Here is a 15,474-nt window from a genome sequence, read left to right on the forward strand (position 1 = left end):
TAATTGCCAGTCAGTCCTTATAAATTAGTACGATAGTTGATAATTATCATCTCTCTCATCAGTAAGCATTAATATATTGAGTAAATATTTTTCAAAATGTGAAAATGTTACGTCATACTAAATAAAAACGGAGCCATGTTATGGCTCCGTTTACATGATATAGCGAGAAAATTAAATTCTTCGTGCCTGCCAAAATTTCTTACGCCAGTAGACGTTATCGAGAGAGGACTTCATCACTCCCCGACTGGTAGAGGCGTGAATGAACTGATTATCGGTATCATAGATCCCAACGTGCAGGCCGCTCTCGCCGGAGCCTGTTTTGAAGAAGACCAGATCCCCCGGCAGCAGATCGTCTTTATTAATCTCTGTTCCCACTTTCGCCTGCTGGCGAGTCTCTCTTGGTAGACGCAAATCGAACCGATCCCGGAAGGTCATCAGCACAAATCCGGAGCAATCGATGCCGCCCCGGCTCATACCACCGTAACGATAGGGCGTGCCCCGCCAGTGGCTGAGCTGATCGTTAAGGTTGGCAATAACAGTGATCGAGTCTGCCAGCCGTGGGTTCGGCGGTGGAGCCTGGTGGTGGCTGCACCCTGCTAAAAAAAGCACGGCGGCGAAAACAAACCATAGGCGCATTCGGGGCGGATCCTCTGCTTTATTATTTTTCCAGTAATTTAGCGTGGCGGTAAAGCGCCGCGCAATATGCTATGCGTTTACAGTGTAGAAATAAGTACGCTATGCCCCTCAACGTCAAGACGGCGAAAAGGCATACCATAGGCCTGAGCCAGCCTGGCCGGTGTCAGGACGCTGTCCCGCGGACCGCTGGCAATCAGCTTACCGCTGCGCAGCAGCCATGCCTGCTGAGCATGCCGCAGAGTATGGTTGAGATCGTGACTGCTCATCACAATGGTAATGCCCGCCCGGTAGAGTGCACTGAGCAGACGGTCGAGCGCCGCCTGCTGGGCAACATCAAGGCCGTTCATCGGCTCATCAAGCAGCAGCATTTGCCCCTCAGGATTACCTTCTGGATGGATCTGCAAAATTATTGCCGCCAGACGCACCCGCTGCCACTCTCCGCCTGAAAGCTGGTTCGCCGCGCGCCCGAGCTTATCATCAAGCCCCAGCGCACCGGCCACGTCATGCAGCAGTTCAGTATGGGAGCGATCGGGCTGGTGCAGCGTCAGATAGTGCCAGACCGGCATCGCAAAAGGTGGATTTTGCTGCTGGGCGAGGTAGCCGCGACGCCGGGCCAGCGCGGTCGCATGCCAGGTATCGAGCGGCGTGCCGTTGAACATGATGTTTCCAGCGCCACTCGCCAGACCTGCCATTCGCGCCAGCAGGGTGCTTTTCCCGGCTCCATTAGGTCCCACCAGATGCAGGATCTCACCGGCATTGACCGTGGCCGTGACTGGCCCCAGCCTGCCGGATTCCGCTACATCCTGTAGCGTCATTAACGTTTTCACTATTTTGCTAACGCCAGCTTGATAGCTTCCATCACGATAGGATCTTCCGGCGTCATATCCGGCGCAAAGCGCTGAACGACCTCACCATCACGACCGATCAGGAATTTTTCAAAGTTCCAGAGAATATCGTCAGGATAGAGCGGCGCACGGCCTTTGCTGGCGAGACGCTCATAAAATCCGCTTTTCTCCGGCGCCACGGCAGTGGGTGCGGCGGCAATCAGCTTCTGATAGAGCGGATGACGGTTTTCACCGTTAACGTCAATTTTGCTGAACATCGGGAAGGTGACGCCATAGGTTGTGCTGCAAAATTCCTTGATCTCCTCTTCGCTGCCCGGCTCCTGGCCTAAAAACTGGTTGCAGGGAAAGCCGAGCACCACGAAACCGTCTTTCGCCCAGGCTTTTTGAATGTTTTCCAGCTGCTCATACTGCGCCGTCAGGCCGCATTTTGACGCTACGTTAACCACCAACAGTACCTTGCCCTGGTAATCCGCTAGCGTGGTCTTCTCACCATCAATTGTCGTCACGTCAGTGTTCAGAATATCGTGTTGCATAGCTTCCCCTTGGTTATCAAACGCGCCACCGGTTCAGTCGCCGGCCTTTAATAATAGACAATAAGACGGCGTGCATTCATCCGCAATTTTATACTAAAAGTTTCTTAGTCAGAGGGAGTTAAATGCGGTGTGATTACGCTGTTACCTGGCCGCCTTCAGCAGCAGCCAGATAAATACCGGTGCGCCCAGCGTTGCGGTCACTACACCGATGGGCAGTTCCGCCGCGTTAAGCGCTTGACGGGCGACAATGTCAGCACACAGCAGCGCAGTTGCCCCTGCCAGCGCGCAGCCGGGCAGCAGTACGCGGTGATCGGTCAGGCCGCAGAGACGCAGAATATGGGGGATCACCAGGCCAATAAAACCAATTGATCCGGCCAGCGCCACGCTGACGCCTACCATCCAGCCGGTGGCGACCACCAGTATATTGCGCCAGAACCACAGCGGCAGGCCCAGCTGACGGGCAGACGTCTCTCCCAGCGCCAGCATGTTGAGCGGCTGTGCCTGCATACAGACCCATCCCATCACCGGCAGCAGAGCCAGCATCAACCATCCCTGCTGCCAGTCAACGCCGCCAAACCCGCCCATCATCCAGTACATGAGCTGGCGAAGGTCGAATGAGGTTGAGAAGTAGATGGCCCACGTCATCAGCGCGCTGCAAATAATGCCCAGCGCAACCCCCGCCAGCAGCAGACGGCTGATGGAGAGATGACGACGGGCGAAGTGCAGCAGGATCAGTGTAATAATCAGCGCCCCGGCAATGGCGCACAGGCCAAGTGCCCAGGCAGGTAGCGCCCCCTGCCCCAGCATGACGGCGGCAATCAGGCCCACGCCCGCACCGTTAGAGACGCCGAGCAAGCCCGGCTCCGCCAATGGGTTTTCAAACAGCGCCTGCATCAGGGTGCCGCAGAGCGCCAGCGCCGCACCGACCAGCACGACCGCAAGGGTGCGGGGCAGACGGATCTGCCAGACAAAGAGCTGCCCGCGCGGGGTGAGCCAGTCACCGGGTGCAATCCATTGTTCGCCTGCGCAGAGGCTTACCGCGATAGCCAGCAGCAGAAGCAGTGAGAGCCCGCCAAGCCAGCGGGCATGGCGACGCGTGTGTAGGTGGGCAAGAGCTAGCATAGGATCCATCCTGCTTAACGTCATGAGGTTGATTTTAAGATGCCGGGCGGCGAGTGAAAAGAAAAAAGGCCGCAGGTGCGGCCTTTTTGGTTAGTTCAGATTACTCTGCTTTGGGCGAAGCGTTTTCGACACGGCTTTTCAATTTCTGACCGGGTCTGAAGGTCACCACGCGCCGGGCTGTAATGGGAATATCCTCGCCCGTTTTCGGGTTACGTCCCGGGCGTTGATTCTTATCACGCAGATCAAAGTTACCAAAACCGGAGAGTTTTACCTGCTCACCATTTTCCAGAGCGCGACGGATCTCTTCGAAAAATAGCTCTACCAGCTCTTTGGCATCCCGTTTGCTAAGCCCAAGCTTATCAAACAGATATTCTGACATTTCAGCTTTTGTAAGCGCCATAGGTTCAATCCCTCAATGATGCCTGGAATCGCTCTTTCAATGCCTCTACACATCTGGCAACGGTAGCGGCAATCTCCTCTTCTTCGAGTGTACGGCCGGTATCCTGAAGGATCAGGGTGATAGCGAGGCTCTTATAGCCCTCCGCTACGCCCTTGCCGCGGTACACATCAAACAAGTTTACGCCAACTACCTGATTTACGCCAACTTTCTTACACTCAGCCAAAACTTCTGCTGCAGGGACGTTTTCCGCGACCACAACCGCGATATCACGACGGTTTGCCGGGAAGCGAGATACTTCCCGCGCCTGCGAAATCACGCGGTCTGCAATGGCGTTCCACTCAATCTCAAACACCAGCGTCCGGCCGTTCAGATCCAGTTTACGTTCCAGCTCCGGATGCACAACCCCAATAAAACCAATACGTTCGCCTTTCAGATAAATCGCGGCGGATTGGCCCGGGTGCAGAGCCGGGTTGGCTTCCGCTTTGAACTGGACGTCAGCCAGCTTGCCGGTCAGATCGAGAACGGACTCCAGATCGCCTTTTAAATCATAGAAATCGACGCTCTCTTTTGCCAGGTTCCAGTGCTCTTCATAGCGACTTCCGGTAATAACTCCGGCCAGCATCACATCCTGACGGATCCCCAGATTCGCCTGCGCATCAGGTACAAAGCGCAGCCCGGTTTCAAAAATACGTACGCGGCTCTGCTGACGGTTCTGGTTATAGACCACTGTCCCCAGCAGACCGGTCAACAGCGACAGACGCATGGCCGACATTTCACTGGAGATCGGGCTTGGCAGGATCAACGCTTCTTCGCCCGGATGGATCAGCTGCTGCAGTTTCGGATCCACGAAGCTGTAGGTGATCACTTCCTGGTAACCTTTGTCGATAAGCATGGTTTTTACCCGCTTCATCGACAGATCCGCTTCGCGGTGGCTGCCCATGATCAGACCCGCCTGTACCGGCTCATCAGGGATGCTGTTGTAGCCGTAGACGCGGGCAACCTCTTCGACCAAATCCTCTTCGATTTCCATATCGAAACGCCAGCTCGGCGCAACCGCCTGCCACTGGTCCTGGCCTTCGGTCACCTCACAGCCCAGACGGCGCAGAATATCGCTGACCTGCTCGTCGGCAATATGGTGGCCGATCAGACGATCCAGCTTGCTGCGACGCAGCGTGATGGTCGCGCGCTTCGGTAGCGCAGCATCGTTAGTCACATCAATAACCGGACCGGCTTCACCGCCACAGATATCCAGCAGCAGGCGCGTCGCACGCTCCATCGCTTTGTACTGCAGGGCGGGATCAACACCGCGCTCGTAGCGGTGAGAGGCATCGGTGTGCAGGCCATGACGGCGGGCGCGACCAGTAATAGAGAGCGGGCTGAAGAAGGCGCACTCCAGCAGTACATCCTGGGTTTCACCATTCACGCCAGAGTGTTCGCCACCAAAGATACCGCCCATTGCCAGCGCTTTGTTATGGTCAGCAATTACCAGCGTATCGGCCTGCAACTTCGCTTCGCTGCCGTCGAGCAGGACCAACGTTTCTTCCTCTTTCGCCATGCGCACAACGATCCCGCCCTCAATACGGCCCAGATCGAAGGCATGCATCGGCTGACCCAGCTCCAGCAGGACAAAGTTCGTTACGTCCACAACCGCGTCAATAGAGCGGATGCCGCAGCGGCGCAGCTTCTCACGCATCCACAGCGGGGTTGGCGCGGTCACGTCGATACCCTTGACCACGCGGCCCAGGTAGCGCGGACAGGCATCGGCTGCTTCAACGCTGATGGGCAGCGTATCGCTGATGGTTGCGGCAACCGGCGCGATCTCAGGCTCGGTAAGCGGCAGCTTGTTCAGCACGGCAACGTCGCGGGCGACGCCGATAATTCCCAGGCAGTCGGCGCGGTTCGGGGTGACGCTGATCTCAATGGTATTATCATCGAGCTTCAGGTAGTCGCGAATATCGGTACCGATCGGCGCATCCGCTGGCAGCTCGATAATACCGCTGTGATCGTCGGAAATACCCAGTTCGGAGAAAGAGCAGAGCATCCCTTCGGACGGCTCGCCGCGCAGCTTGGCAGCCTTGATTTTGAAATCGCCCGGCAGCACCGCGCCGATGGTCGCCACGGCAACCTTCAGACCCTGGCGGCAGTTTGGCGCACCGCAGACGATATCAAGCAGGCGCTCGCCGCCGACGTTAACCTTGGTTACGCGCAGCTTGTCGGCATTTGGGTGCTGGCCGCACTCAACCACTTCGCCCACTACGACACCGTTAAAGCTGCCGGCCACGGCGTCAACGCCGTCCACTTCCAGGCCTGCCATCGTAATTTGATCGGAGAGCGCTTCGCTGTCGACCGCCGGGTTAACCCATTCGCGTAGCCACAGTTCACTGAATTTCATTATTTTTTCCTGCCTTTATTTAAACTGTTTAAGGAAACGCAAATCGTTTTCGAAGAACGCGCGTAAATCGGTAACGCCATAGCGCAGCATGGTCAGACGCTCCATCCCCATGCCGAACGCAAAGCCAGAGTACACTTCAGGATCGATGCCCACGTTGCGCAGCACGTTCGGGTGCACCATACCGCAGCCCAGCACCTCCAGCCATTTGCCGTTTTTACCCATGACGTCCACCTCAGCGGAAGGCTCAGTGAAGGGGAAATAGGACGGGCGGAAACGAACCTGCAAATCTTCCTCAAAGAAGTTGTTCAGGAAGTCGTGCAGGGTCCCCTTCAGGTTGGTAAAGCTGATGTTTTTATCGACGATCAGCCCTTCCATCTGGTGGAACATCGGGGTGTGGGTCTGATCGTAGTCGTTACGATAGACACGGCCCGGGGCGATAATGCGGATCGGCGGCTGCTGGTTCTCCATGGTGCGGATCTGCACTCCGGAGGTTTGGGTACGCAGCAGACGGGTGGCGTCAAACCAGAAGGTGTCGTGGTCGGCGCGCGCCGGGTGGTGACCCGGAATGTTCAGTGCGTCAAAGTTATGGTAATCGTCTTCAATTTCTGGACCGGTTGCCACGGTAAAGCCCAGCTCGCCGAAGAAGTTCTCAATGCGGTCGATGGTGCGGGTTACCGGATGCAGACCGCCGTTCTCAACGCGGCGGCCCGGCAGAGAGATATCAATGGTTTCTGCTGCCAGACGTGCGTTCAGCGCAGCGCTCTCCAGCGTCTCTTTGCGGGCGTTTAGCGCCTGCTGCACCTGCTCTTTGGCTTCGTTAATCACCGCACCGGCGGCTGGACGCTCTTCGGGCGGCAGCTCACGCAGGGTTGTCATCTGAAGGGTTAACTGCCCTTTTCTGCCCAGATAATCGACGCGCACATTATCTAATGCCGCAATATCTGTAGCCTCGTTAATGGCTGCCGTGGCGCTGGCAACCAGCTCTGCGAGATGTGACATGGTTTTCCTCATTATGTCGGTGCTGACACCGTTATGGTGATCTCATATTTTTCCATACAGGCATAAAAAAAGCCTCCCTGGGGAGGCTTTCCGGCGCTGTTTTTCGTTTCTTCTTTCACGCGCAAGCCTCCTGGGATCAGGTGCTAAAGTAAAAAAAGAAGCGGAAAATAGCAGCATTCATGCTTGCATTACCTTGTATGGTGAACAATAAAAAGAGGGAGCCAGGCTCCCTCTCTCTAACTGGCTTAGGCCAGAGCTGCTTTCGCTTTTTCGACCAGGGCAGAGAATGCCACTTTGTCGAATACAGCGATGTCAGCCAGGATCTTACGGTCGATTTCAACAGAGGCTTTTTTCAGGCCGTTGATGAATTTGCTGTAAGAAATACCGTTCTGACGTGCTGCTGCGTTGATACGCGCAATCCACAGTTGACGGAACTGACGCTTTTTCTGACGACGGTCACGATAAGCGTACTGACCAGCTTTGATAACAGCCTGGAAGGCAACGCGGTATACGCGTGAACGCGCACCGTAGTAGCCTTTAGCTTGTTTCAAAATTTTCTTGTGACGTGCACGTGCAATTACACCACGTTTTACGCGAGCCATGATGCTCTCCTGTATCTATTCTTAAAAAAGGTTAAAAGGTAAACGACTTATGCGTACGGCAGGCACGCGATGACCAGGCCCAGATCGCCTTTAGAAACCATGGCTTTCGGACGCAGGTGACGTTTACGCTTGGTAGCTTTTTTGGTCAGAATATGACGCAGGTTAGCGTGCTTGTGCTTAAAACCACCTTTACCGGTTTTTTTAAAGCGCTTAGCAGCACCGCGTACGGTCTTAATCTTTGGCATTTTAATAACTTCCACTTCGCATTGTTGATAAACGAAACAAAGGCGAACCAGACCTGTGAGCTTGTGGCCCACAGGTATGATTACTTGATGGCCTTACTGTTTCTTCTTAGGAGCAAGCACCATAATCATCTGGCGGCCTTCGATCTTCGTTGGGAAGGATTCGACCACTGCCAGTTCATTCAGATCTTCTTTCACGCGATTAAGCACTTCCATACCGATCTGTTGGTGGGCCATCTCACGACCGCGGAAACGCAGCGTGATCTTGGCCTTATCGCCCTCTTCGAGAAAGCGAATCAGGCTGCGGAGTTTTACCTGATAGTCGCCTTCATCTGTACCAGGTCGGAACTTGATTTCCTTAACCTGGATAACTTTTTGCTTCTTCTTCTGTTCCTTAGAAGATTTGCTCTTTTCATAGAGGAACTTGCCGTAATCCATTATACGGCAAACGGGCGGCTCGGCGTTAGGGCTAATTTCAACTAAATCGACCCCGGCTTCTTCAGCTTTTTCCAGAGCCTCTCGCAGACTCACAATGCCAAGCTGCTCGCCTTCCAGACCAGTTAAGCGAACTTCCGTGGCGCGAATCTCGCCGTTAATACGATTGGGACGCGCCGTTTGAACTCGTTTTCCGCCTTTAATACCTTATTCCTCCAGTTGTTGAAGACTGCGGCTGCGAATCTCTTGTTGCAGCTTCTCGATAACATCATTTACGTCCAGGCTACCCAGGTCTTTACCGCGACGGGTACGCACGGCGACTTTGCCGGCCTCAACCTCTTTGTCACCACAAACCAGCATATAAGGGACACGACGTAAAGTGTGCTCGCGGATTTTAAAGCCAATCTTCTCGTTTCTCAAGTCCGCTTTTACACGAATGCCCGCATTTTGTAGTTTACGCGTCAATTCGTTAACGTAATCGGCCTGAGAATCGGTAATGTTCATGACTACAACCTGCACTGGCGCAAGCCAGGTCGGGAAGAAGCCCGCAAACTCTTCGGTCAGGATGCCGATAAAGCGCTCCAGTGACCCAAGAATGGCGCGGTGGATCATTACTGGTACCTGGCGCTCGTTGTTTTCGCCCACATAGGAGGCGCTCAAACGAGACGGCAGGGAGAAGTCCAGCTGTACCGTACCGCACTGCCATGCACGATCGAGGCAGTCATACAGGGTAAATTCAATTTTCGGACCGTAGAACGCGCCTTCACCCAGCTGGTACTCAAACGGGATGTTGTTCTCTTCCAGCGCGACTGCTAAATCCGCCTCAGCACGATCCCACATCTCGTCGCTGCCGATACGCTTTTCCGGACGAGTAGAGAGTTTGACCACGATCTTTTCGAAGCCAAAGGTGCTGTACATATCGTAGACCATACGAATACAGGCGTTCACTTCATCACGCACCTGCTCTTCCGTACAGAAGATGTGGGCGTCATCCTGAGTGAACCCGCGCACGCGCATCAGGCCATGCAACGCGCCTGATGGCTCGTTACGGTGGCAGCTACCAAACTCCGCCATACGTAACGGCAGGTCGCGGTAGGATTTTAGACCCTGATTGAAAATTTGCACGTGGCCAGGGCAGTTCATGGGTTTGATGCAATACTCACGGTTCTCTGAAGAGGTGGTGAACATCGCATCTTTGTAGTTGTCCCAGTGGCCGGTTTTTTCCCACAGCACACGGTCCATCATGAACGGGCCTTTCACTTCCTGATACTGGTATGCTTTCAGCTTGGAGCGCACGAAGGTCTCCAGCTCACGGAAGATAGTCCAGCCATCATTATGCCAGAAAACCATGCCCGGCGCCTCTTCCTGCATGTGATACAGGTCGAGCTGCTTACCAATTTTACGGTGGTCGCGCTTCGCGGCCTCTTCCAGGCGCTGCAGATAGGCGTTTAACGCTTTTTTATCTGCCCACGCGGTACCGTAGATACGCTGCAGCATTTTATTGTTGCTGTCGCCGCGCCAGTAGGCCCCGGCAATTTTCATCAGCTTGAAGTGATGGCAGAAGCGCATATTCGGCACGTGCGGGCCGCGGCACATGTCAATGTACTCTTCATGATGATACAGGCCAGGCCTGTCGTCATGCGCAATATTTTCATCAAGAATGGTAACCTTGTAGTTTTCGCCGCGCGCAACAAACGTTTCACGCGCTTCGTGCCAGCTTACCTTTTTCTTAATGACGTTATAGTTAGTTTCGGCGAGCTCGTGCATACGCTTTTCGAGCGCGTCGATATCTTCCTGGGTCAGCGTATGATCAAGATCGATATCGTAGTAGAAGCCGTTATCTACAACCGGGCCGATAGCCATTTTGGCATTAGGCCACAGCTGTTTAATGGCATGACCTAACAGGTGCGCACAGGAGTGGCGGATAATTTCCAGGCCATCTTCATCTTTGGCGGTAATAATCGCCAGCTGCGCATCGTTTTCGATAAGATCGCTGGCATCGACCAGGTCACCGTTGACGCGACCGGCGATGCAGGCTTTCGCCAGGCCAGGGCCGATATCAAGGGCAACATCCATTGGGCTAACAGGGCGGTCGAACTGGCGTTGGCTGCCGTCAGGAAGGGTAATTACAGGCATGTGAGATCCTCTATTTGCAGTGGTGACCCCCACGAAAGGTCACGTACAAAACTATTTTTAAATTATTATCAACGGCTTAAGGCAAGTTTTCGTCTTCACTCTGACGAATCTGTACAGAAATTACGCTGTACCCTGCTCGGCTGTTGATAAGCTCACCTCTGATACTACACGTCTAATCAGTGAGTTAAAAGGCTAGCGTTGCATTCGGTTAATCTTTGGGTTGGCCTACACTATTTCAAGGGATGTAATCTGGTGACTTGTAATAAATGTGTAAAATTAAAAAATGAAACGCCTTATCAATAAACGTAATAATGCCTGAGAAGTGCATTCAGTGAAGCGTATTTGTAGCCTTGAAAAAAACGCTATTTACTTGACGATATATCCCTCAACCACAAATAAACATGTTAGGGTGGTGTTTCCACTCAACGGACTGGAGGGGTTATTCCAAACCTCAAATTCTTTTGTCCCGTCTGCCATGGTTTCAAGTTTCAGTTTTCATCGCACCACCGTGATAAAAAGCTTCCACATGGCGCAGTATGCGCAACCTGTGGGGAACGGCTTACCGCCTCGATGTGTATTCCCGTAAGCAGGCAGATGAATAAAGTGACTGATTAACTAAAGGCTTCGCAAGAGGCCTTTTCGCTGTTCAGGCTTTGCCTTCGGGAACGAGGGCGTTAATGACCGTCTCCATGGCCCGGCGAGTGAGATCAGAGCGTGTAATTCGCTGATTAGCCAGCGAGGTACGGAGCACCCCAGCAATCACAATATGCTTCGGCTCCTGGCCTAAATCGCGCATCTCCAGCACCACTTTACCTACGACGCGGCACATCTCATCATACAGCTCGCTCTCTTTTGCCTGGTTACCCATGGTGCCCTCTTTCCGTTTGTCGCTGAATTTAAAGGCATAGCACATAGAAAAACCCTGCTAACGTCAAGCGATCCGGCGCACTATATCAATAATTAGGCAATTGAGCGCCCAGGGCTGTCGTTTTTGTAAGCAATATTTTTAAAGTTAAGCTAAATTTTGCCGATGTTATAGCCTACATTGGGCAAACAGCATCGCGACACAACATATGCAATCGATAAATTATAACGGTATTGCAGGCCTCAGTCTCAAAGCTCGGCCGGGAACCTCATCGATCCTTCAGCAATCGATCGAAAGGCTCGCGTCCGGACTGCGGATTAATGGTGCAAAGGATGATGCCGCAGGTCTCGCTATTGCCAATCGGATGGGCGCAAATATTAACGCTGACAGCGTGATTTCCCGGGGGCTTGATGATGCCATCAGCCTTGCGCAAACCGCGGAGAGCAGTCTCGGTTCAATAAGCTTAATGCTTATACGTGCCAAGGGACTCGCTATCCAGTCGGTGAACGACTCGCTTTCGGAAAGCGATCGCGCCAGTATTCAAAACGAATTTGCCAGCATTCTCGCCGGCATCAACAGTATCTCCGAAGGAACCGAAATCTTTGGCCTTTACCCACTGGCTACCGACAGTCCCGAGCTGCAGCCTGCTCTGCTCGGCAACGTCGCTCCGGTAAGCACCAAATTCCCGGTGGCGAACAAAGATTTCGCCTTCACCTCGGGCATCGTTCCGCTGGCTTATATTGCGGCCGGTTCGACCAATATCGCCATTACCATCAACTCTCTCGGCGCGGATGATGATATTCAGCTCTTTACCCGCGACGGCAAACACTTGGCAGGCACGCCTGTAAATGGCGGCGATGCGGATTACACCTGGGTGAGCAACGGCATCACCGACAACGCCAGCGCGAACTCACGCTTGCTTTCGGAAGCCAACGGTTTCCAGAGTGGCGCCACCTACGATGACTCGTTGCTTATTTCGGGCGGTGCAGCCTGGGATATTAACGGCAGTAGCACTCTGGACTATAACGGAATGAAGATAGCCTTTAGTGGCGACGGTGATCGTTATGAGGACAGTACCTCCGGTGGTTTTAACGACGGGAACAACGGCGCTAATCTGCTGGAGCGGGTGACCATTGACAACGTCACCGAAGATCTGATTGTCGCTGTGGTAGGAAACGGTTCCTTCACCGGTAAGCTGACCTGGGGAAACCTGGAGACGCCGACCGTCCAGCCTGCCGGCCCTTCGAAGCAGAGTATCCCCTATCAGGTCGTCACCAGCGCCAACTTTGGCGATAAAATCGAGACTACAACGCTCGATACGACCCCTGCCGATACTAAAACGCTGGGTATAAATGATGCCCGGCTGGATACCGTGCAGTCTGCTCGCTCGGCGATGGGTGCGCTAGACAACGCGCTGGCAAAGGTAGATGGTTACCGTTCGCAGTATGGTGCCGCCATTAATCGCTTTGAATCCAGCAAATCGGTGCTGGCGCAGCAGAAAATCGCCACGCAGTCAGCGCAAAGCCGGATCCAGGACGCTGATTATGCTCTGGAAACCAGCAAAATGCTCAAAGCGCAAATTTTGCAGGAGAGTCAAAACGCGGTATTGAAAATAGCGAATCAGGCACCTGAGAACCTGCTTTCTTTATTACGTAGCTAAATACAATAATGAGAAAACTTTACGCAGAATGACAGATATAAAAAAACCGGGACAGCATGCTCCGGTTTTTTACTTAGTCAGGCTGACGCCCGGATGTAAAAAAGCAATTATTGCTAAAGGCTAAATCCATTAATACCATTCACCGGCAACCAAAGTGTGAACATCGAAAGCATCATCCGTTGAGCGACCGGTATTCTGCGAGCCAGGCTGGATATTAGAGCCTGCTTCAATATCCGCTGCGTTAAAGGTAGCGCTTGGGTAGGTGGTTTGACTGGCAGTGTTATAACTTGGCTGAGCCGCGAATGCGCCAAAAGAGAGTGCCGAAAGCACCGTGGCGGCGGCGAGTGTTTTGATTGTTTTCATAATGTTTCTTCTCTGTTTGAATTAGTACATTATTGCGGAGGCGTTTTTTTGCCTGTGGGTAAAGTGTAGATCCAGATCACACTTTTGCCTAGTCAGTTTATTTATCAAAAAGTGTCAAATAAATTGAATATGTTGCAGCGGATGAAATTAAGGAGGGAAAAAGGAGAAACCCTTTTCCTGAAGAAATAAAACATTGTTGCAGGGTTTAATAGCACAAAAAGTTAATTTGAAGCGGGCCGGAATAACCGGCCCAAAATCAATTACATTTTATAGCCGAGCGAAATGACGGTACGACGATCGGTATGCTCCGGGGCGGATGCCGGCGGCTCGGAGTTCCACGTTACGTTGTAAGCCAGCTTCAGAGCGAAATGTTCGTTGATAGCTACGTTCAGCGCGGTCTCAGAGTTAACCGTAGTATCGTCTGCGCCAAATACCGATACGCCCTGAGTAAACTTAGCGTTGTCGGTAAACTGCCAGGTATACGCACCGGATGCATAGCCCAGCGGCTGGGTTTCGCTATCGCCGTCGGTGTACTCGTCGTAACGCACACCCGGACCAAATTCAAAACGCAGGCTGTGCACCGGACCATTCAGGAACTGGCGACCGTAACCGGCGGTCAGAATATCACGCTGACGATAACCGTTGTAGCGATCGGTAAGCCAGCTTGCCTGACCAAACACGTAGTCAACGTCGGTCACGTTATAACGTGCACGACCGCCCACTGCATACTTCTCTGAAGAGCGCTCATCGTTAGAAGAGGTATTGCTGGCGTTTCCCCAGAGCGACCATGCGGTAGTATTGCCGTACCAGGTCAGCGTTGAGTCAGCGGTCAGGGAGGTACTTTTCGTGTTACCTGACTGATTCAGGTAGCCTGCATTCACATTACCTTCGAAGGGTTTCTGTGCTGAGGAGGGATCGTCCATGACAGTAAAAACGGTATCATCTGCGGCAGCATTCATCGACGCAAGCACGCCTCCCGCCAGGATAACAACAGCGGGTACTGTCTTCAAAAGCTTCATTTATAAAGAGTCCGTACAGCAAAAAAAAGAGGACCTACGGTCCTGGAAACTTCCTTCAGGATCAACGTTTAGCAATCTGAAGAAAGGTAACAAATTATAAAAAGGCTCAAATAACATAGCAATGTATTCTTCTTTCGTTTTTTGAATAAGAGCGCTCTCAAACCCCCAATAAACGTATAATGCCCTTCCCGGACGCTTATCGTTATTTATTTGGAAAATCATGCTGTTATTTACTTTCCCTTCGGGCAATTCAGTGCCAGGCTTAGGACAACCAAGCGAAAGGAGATGAAAATGACAGCAGTCTATACTCTGACCCTGGCCCCGTCGCTGGACAGCGCGACGCTGACTCCGCAGATCTATCCCGAAGGTAAGCTACGCTGCACCGCGCCGGTGTTTGAACCCGGCGGCGGCGGAATTAACGTCGCCCGCGCCATCGTGCACCTGGGCGGACGCGCCACGGCAATCTTCCCTGCGGGCGGGGCGACGGGGGAACATCTTACCGCCCTGCTGGCGGATGAGAAGGTCACGACAATCCAGGTCGCCACGCATGACTGGACGCGGCAGAACCTGCACGTGCACGTTGAGACCAGCGGCGAGCAATATCGTTTTGTGATGCCCGGCGCGGCGCTGAGCGAGGATGAGTTCCGCCAGCTCGAGGAGCAGGTGCTCACTATTGAGAGCGGTTCACTGCTGGTGATCAGCGGCAGTCTGCCCCCGGGCGTCAGGGTAGAAAAGATGGGCCAGCTGATTAAGGCTGCACAGAATAACGGTATCCGCTGCATCGTTGACAGCTCTGGCGAGGCGCTGGCCGCCGCGCTGGAGATTGGCGGTATTGAGCTAGTGAAGCCTAACCAGAAAGAGCTGGCCGCGCTGGTCAACCGGGATCTGACCCAGCCGGATGATGTTCGGCGCGCCGCCCAGGAGTTGGTTAACAGCGGCAAAGCTAAGCGTGTTGTGGTCTCTCTCGGCCCACAGGGCGCGCTGGGGGTAGACGAGCAGCAGTGCGTGCAGGTCGTTCCCCCTCCGGTTAAAAGTCAAAGTACAGTGGGCGCGGGTGACAGCATGGTAGGGGCGATGACCCTGAAGCTGGCAGAAAACGCCTCGCTGGAGGATATGGTGCGCTTTGGCGTCGCCGCCGGTAGTGCCGCGACCATCAACCACGGTACGCGCCTCTGCGGTCAGGAAGACACACAAAAGATATATGCTTATCTGTGTCAGAACTGAT

Annotated in this window: 17 protein-coding genes and 1 other annotated feature; of the genes, 2 read left to right on the forward strand and 15 right to left on the reverse strand. The window is 53.5% G+C overall.

Features of this window, described 5'->3' with window-relative positions:
• Positions 1 to 171 precede the first annotated feature (171 nt).
• The 13 genes from RTN40_RS10730 to fumD all read right to left on the reverse strand — a co-directional run bounded on the left by RTN40_RS10730 (position 172) and on the right by fumD (position 11,210).
• Positions 172 to 636 carry an NlpC/P60 family protein gene (locus RTN40_RS10730; protein WP_312228445.1) on the reverse strand — a complete coding sequence of 155 codons (465 nt, stop codon included), beginning with the start codon at positions 634 to 636 and terminating at the stop codon, positions 172 to 174.
• Between the two features lie 77 nt (positions 637 to 713).
• Positions 714 to 1,451: a vitamin B12 ABC transporter ATP-binding protein BtuD gene (btuD, locus tag RTN40_RS10735; protein WP_409418526.1), complete on the reverse strand. Its 738-nt coding sequence runs from the start codon at positions 1,449 to 1,451 to the stop codon at positions 714 to 716.
• An 11-nt stretch (positions 1,452 to 1,462) separates the two neighbouring features.
• Positions 1,463 to 2,014, reverse strand: a complete 552-nt coding sequence (locus RTN40_RS10740) for a glutathione peroxidase (RefSeq protein WP_312228447.1) — start codon at positions 2,012 to 2,014, stop codon at positions 1,463 to 1,465.
• Between the two features lie 141 nt (positions 2,015 to 2,155).
• Positions 2,156 to 3,136: a vitamin B12 ABC transporter permease BtuC gene (gene btuC / locus RTN40_RS10745; RefSeq protein ID WP_312228448.1), complete on the reverse strand. Its 981-nt coding sequence runs from the start codon at positions 3,134 to 3,136 to the stop codon at positions 2,156 to 2,158.
• A 100-nt stretch (positions 3,137 to 3,236) separates the two neighbouring features.
• Complete coding sequence (gene ihfA / locus RTN40_RS10750; RefSeq protein ID WP_006820203.1) at positions 3,237 to 3,536, reverse strand: integration host factor subunit alpha; 300 nt, start codon at positions 3,534 to 3,536, stop codon at positions 3,237 to 3,239.
• A 4-nt stretch (positions 3,537 to 3,540) separates the two neighbouring features.
• The gene (gene pheT, locus RTN40_RS10755) at positions 3,541 to 5,928 is read right to left on the reverse strand and encodes a phenylalanine--tRNA ligase subunit beta (protein WP_312228449.1); all 2,388 of its coding nucleotides are present in this window, start codon (positions 5,926 to 5,928) and stop codon (positions 3,541 to 3,543) included.
• A gap of 15 nt (positions 5,929 to 5,943) precedes the next feature.
• Positions 5,944 to 6,927, reverse strand: a complete 984-nt coding sequence (gene pheS / locus RTN40_RS10760) for a phenylalanine--tRNA ligase subunit alpha (RefSeq protein WP_312228450.1) — start codon at positions 6,925 to 6,927, stop codon at positions 5,944 to 5,946.
• Positions 6,928 to 6,989: 62 nt separating this feature from the next.
• Positions 6,990 to 7,113, reverse strand: a sequence feature (Phe leader region).
• The gene (pheM, locus tag RTN40_RS10765) at positions 7,064 to 7,108 is read right to left on the reverse strand and encodes a pheST operon leader peptide PheM (protein WP_001386830.1); all 45 of its coding nucleotides are present in this window, start codon (positions 7,106 to 7,108) and stop codon (positions 7,064 to 7,066) included. It overlaps the preceding feature by 45 nt.
• A 59-nt stretch (positions 7,114 to 7,172) precedes the next feature.
• Entirely contained in the window at positions 7,173 to 7,529 is a 357-nt protein-coding gene (gene rplT, locus RTN40_RS10770) for a 50S ribosomal protein L20 (protein WP_007374646.1), read from the reverse strand.
• 47 nt (positions 7,530 to 7,576) lie between these two features.
• Positions 7,577 to 7,774: a 50S ribosomal protein L35 gene (gene rpmI / locus RTN40_RS10775; RefSeq protein ID WP_001124225.1), complete on the reverse strand. Its 198-nt coding sequence runs from the start codon at positions 7,772 to 7,774 to the stop codon at positions 7,577 to 7,579.
• Between the two features lie 93 nt (positions 7,775 to 7,867).
• Positions 7,868 to 8,410: a translation initiation factor IF-3 gene (gene infC, locus RTN40_RS10780; RefSeq protein WP_039058207.1), complete on the reverse strand. Its 543-nt coding sequence runs from the start codon at positions 8,408 to 8,410 to the stop codon at positions 7,868 to 7,870.
• 3 nt (positions 8,411 to 8,413) lie between these two features.
• A complete protein-coding gene (gene thrS / locus RTN40_RS10785) occupies positions 8,414 to 10,342 on the reverse strand; it encodes a threonine--tRNA ligase (RefSeq protein WP_312228451.1) in 1,929 nt (642 codons plus the stop codon).
• A 646-nt stretch (positions 10,343 to 10,988) separates the two neighbouring features.
• Positions 10,989 to 11,210: a fumarate hydratase FumD gene (gene fumD, locus RTN40_RS10790; protein ID WP_312228612.1), complete on the reverse strand. Its 222-nt coding sequence runs from the start codon at positions 11,208 to 11,210 to the stop codon at positions 10,989 to 10,991.
• 205 nt (positions 11,211 to 11,415) lie between these two features.
• Here fumD and RTN40_RS10795 point away from each other — a divergent pair, with 205 nt between their 5' ends.
• On the forward strand, positions 11,416 to 12,867 hold the full coding sequence (locus RTN40_RS10795) for a flagellin (protein ID WP_312228452.1): 1,452 nt from the start codon (positions 11,416 to 11,418) through the stop codon (positions 12,865 to 12,867).
• A gap of 129 nt (positions 12,868 to 12,996) precedes the next feature.
• Here RTN40_RS10795 and RTN40_RS10800 read toward each other — a convergent pair whose 3' ends face one another.
• Both RTN40_RS10800 and RTN40_RS10805 read right to left on the reverse strand, forming a co-directional pair.
• Complete coding sequence (locus tag RTN40_RS10800) at positions 12,997 to 13,230, reverse strand: hypothetical protein (RefSeq protein WP_103821112.1); 234 nt, start codon at positions 13,228 to 13,230, stop codon at positions 12,997 to 12,999.
• A 260-nt stretch (positions 13,231 to 13,490) separates the two neighbouring features.
• Positions 13,491 to 14,249 (reverse strand): YdiY family protein, encoded by a 759-nt coding sequence (locus tag RTN40_RS10805; RefSeq protein WP_312228453.1) that lies wholly within the window; start codon positions 14,247 to 14,249, stop codon positions 13,491 to 13,493.
• Positions 14,250 to 14,540: 291 nt separating this feature from the next.
• Between RTN40_RS10805 and pfkB the strand changes: the two genes are divergently transcribed.
• A complete protein-coding gene (pfkB, locus tag RTN40_RS10810; RefSeq protein ID WP_312228454.1) occupies positions 14,541 to 15,473 on the forward strand; it encodes a 6-phosphofructokinase II in 933 nt (310 codons plus the stop codon).
• Position 15,474: the final 1 nt, after the last annotated feature.

Source organism: Pseudescherichia sp., assembly GCF_031987975.1.
GTDB lineage: Bacteria > Pseudomonadota > Gammaproteobacteria > Enterobacterales > Enterobacteriaceae > Pseudescherichia.